The organism is Nocardia sp. No.11 (genome assembly GCF_038752175.1).
GTDB classification, from domain to species: Bacteria; Actinomycetota; Actinomycetes; order Mycobacteriales; family Mycobacteriaceae; genus Nocardia; species Nocardia canadensis.
Genome location: NZ_JBCGFB010000054.1, coordinates 1 through 1,964, shown reverse-complemented (window position 1 = coordinate 1,964; position 1,964 = coordinate 1). Strand labels below are relative to the sequence as shown.

The 1,964-nt window shown below is 70.6% G+C and carries 2 protein-coding genes and 1 pseudogene; all 3 read right to left on the bottom strand.

Going from position 1 to position 1,964, the window contains the following annotated elements:
- Positions 1–21: 21 nt before the first annotated feature.
- The gene (locus tag V8688_RS17660; RefSeq protein ID WP_316574185.1) at positions 22–1,239 is read right to left on the bottom strand and encodes a cytochrome P450; all 1,218 of its coding nucleotides are present in this window, start codon (positions 1,237–1,239) and stop codon (positions 22–24) included.
- A 92-nt stretch (positions 1,240–1,331) separates the two neighbouring features.
- Entirely contained in the window at positions 1,332–1,751 is a 420-nt protein-coding gene (locus V8688_RS17655) for a roadblock/LC7 domain-containing protein (RefSeq protein WP_218717877.1), read from the bottom strand.
- Positions 1,748–1,964, bottom strand: a pseudogene (locus V8688_RS17650) (sensor histidine kinase); the annotation flags it as partial. The pseudogene V8688_RS17650 and the gene V8688_RS17655, both read right to left, overlap by 4 nt.

Here is a 1,964-nt window from a genome sequence, read left to right as displayed (position 1 = left end):
CCGGCCGAGCAGGGACCACGCTCATCGCGTCGGCGCCGCGAGCGGTGGCGTCCTCGGGAACCGCACCGGCAGTGCCGCCAGCGCGCGGTGGAAAGGCCCGGGCCGCCAGACCAATTCGGCCTCCGGTACCGCCAGTTCCAGCTCGGGCAGCGCGTCGAGCAGCTGATCGATCGCCTCCTGCGCGATCAGGTAGGCGGGGGACTTGGCCGGGCAGCCGTGCGGGCCCGTGCTCCACGCCAGATGCGCCCGGTTGTCCAGGAAGTCGCCGCTGCCGATCGAGGGATCGTTGTTGCAGGCGGCCATGCTGATCACCACCGGCTGATGGGCGGGCAGCCACACGTCGTCGACCAGGATCGGCTGGCGCGGGTAGGTGGTGCAGAAGTTGGCCATCGGCGGATCGGTGTAGAGCACTTCGTCGAGCGCGTCGCGGGTGGACAGGCTGCCGCCCAACAGGCTGCCCGCGAAGCGGTGATCGGTGAGCATCAGCCGGATCGTGTTGAGCACCAGGTTGAGCATCGGCTCGATGCCCGCGCCGTACATCGTCAGCAGCTGGTTCATCAGCTCTTCGTCGTTGAGCTGCTGCGGGTGCTGCACGAGCCGGGTGGTGATGTCGTCGCCCGGGGTGGCCTGCTTGAGCCGGACCAGGTCGTAGAGCGCGTCCTCGAGCATCTGCGCGCCGCGCACCGCGGTGTCACCGCCCTCGAACATCTGCGCCATGCCGGTGGCGACCCGCCCGCCGATCTCCTCGGGCACGCCGAGCATGGCGTTGATCGTCGCGAAGATCACCGGAAAGGCATACTGGCTCAGCAGATCCGCCGTGCCGTCGGCGCAGAAGCCGTTGATCACCGGCATCGCGATCTGCTCCACGGTGCGATGCAGCCGGTACAGGTCGACGCCGGCCAGACCGGCCACGGTCACCTGCCGATACCGGACGTGTTCGGCCCCGCTGGTGCGAATCGCGTTGGGGCGGTACCGCATCATCGGATACACCGGGCAGTCCACGGGGATGTCGCGCTGCCACATCCGCGGATCGGCCGGGAAATGGTCGGGATCGTTGAGGATCTGGACCGCCGTGCGATATCCGATCACGAGGGTGGCCGGGACTCCGGGCACCAGGTCGACCGGCACCAGCGACCCGTAGCGATGCCGCATGGCGCGATAGGCGCTCTGCGGGTCGGCGGCGAATTCCGGGGAGTACAACGGCACGCGATCCTGGCCGTCCCGCGAGTCCGGTGACACCGGGCAGCGGGTGGGATCGAGGTCGAGCGGAAGGTCGAGCGGCACGGCGTGTTCTCCTCTCGATGGCACGCGCAGGGGGGTCGGGTCGGCCGTCACGCGGGAGACCGATCGTTGCGCCGCGGTGCCGTCCCCAGCTCGCGCCCGACCCGTGCCGCCAGTTCGTTCATCCGGTGCGCGACCAGGGCGAGGTCGACGTCGCTGGTCGTCGCGACCCCGAGCAGGGTACCCGCGCCACCCGCGGTGATCAGCACCATGCCTTCCTCGTACTCGGTCATGTTCTGGCGCACGGGATTCCCGGCCGTGCCGCAGAACTCGCCGAGCGCCTTGCCCAGTGACCGCAGCCCCGACGCGGCGGCCGCGAATCGCTCGGCCTCGTCGCGGGTGATGCCGGCGGAATGGGCCAGGCGCAGTCCGTCATCGGACAGCAGCACCGCGAAGCGCACACCGTCGAGCTCGAGATCGTCGAGTAACCAGGCGAGCCGGTTGGTGCTGTCTGCGAGGGGAGTGCTCATCGGATGTCCTGCCCTTCCGTCGATTGCGCGGCCGCGGCGCGGCCGTGTCGGGAACCGCTGTGCCAGGCGGCGGCGAGTTCCGGCCTGCCCGGGGTGTCGGCGACGTTCGCGCGGTCGTCGGGTGGGGCGACGTCCCTGCGCCTGCGTTTGGGGAGCCCGCCGGTGGTCCGGCTGTCGGCGAGGTCGTCCGGCGCCGGCGCGGCGGGCAGTGCC

What these genes read in the sequence shown, in the direction of transcription:
- V8688_RS17655 (WP_218717877.1), bottom strand. Translation starts at nt 1,751, where the DNA reads ATGAGCACTCCCCTCGCAGACAGCACCAACCGGCTCGCCTGGTTACTC.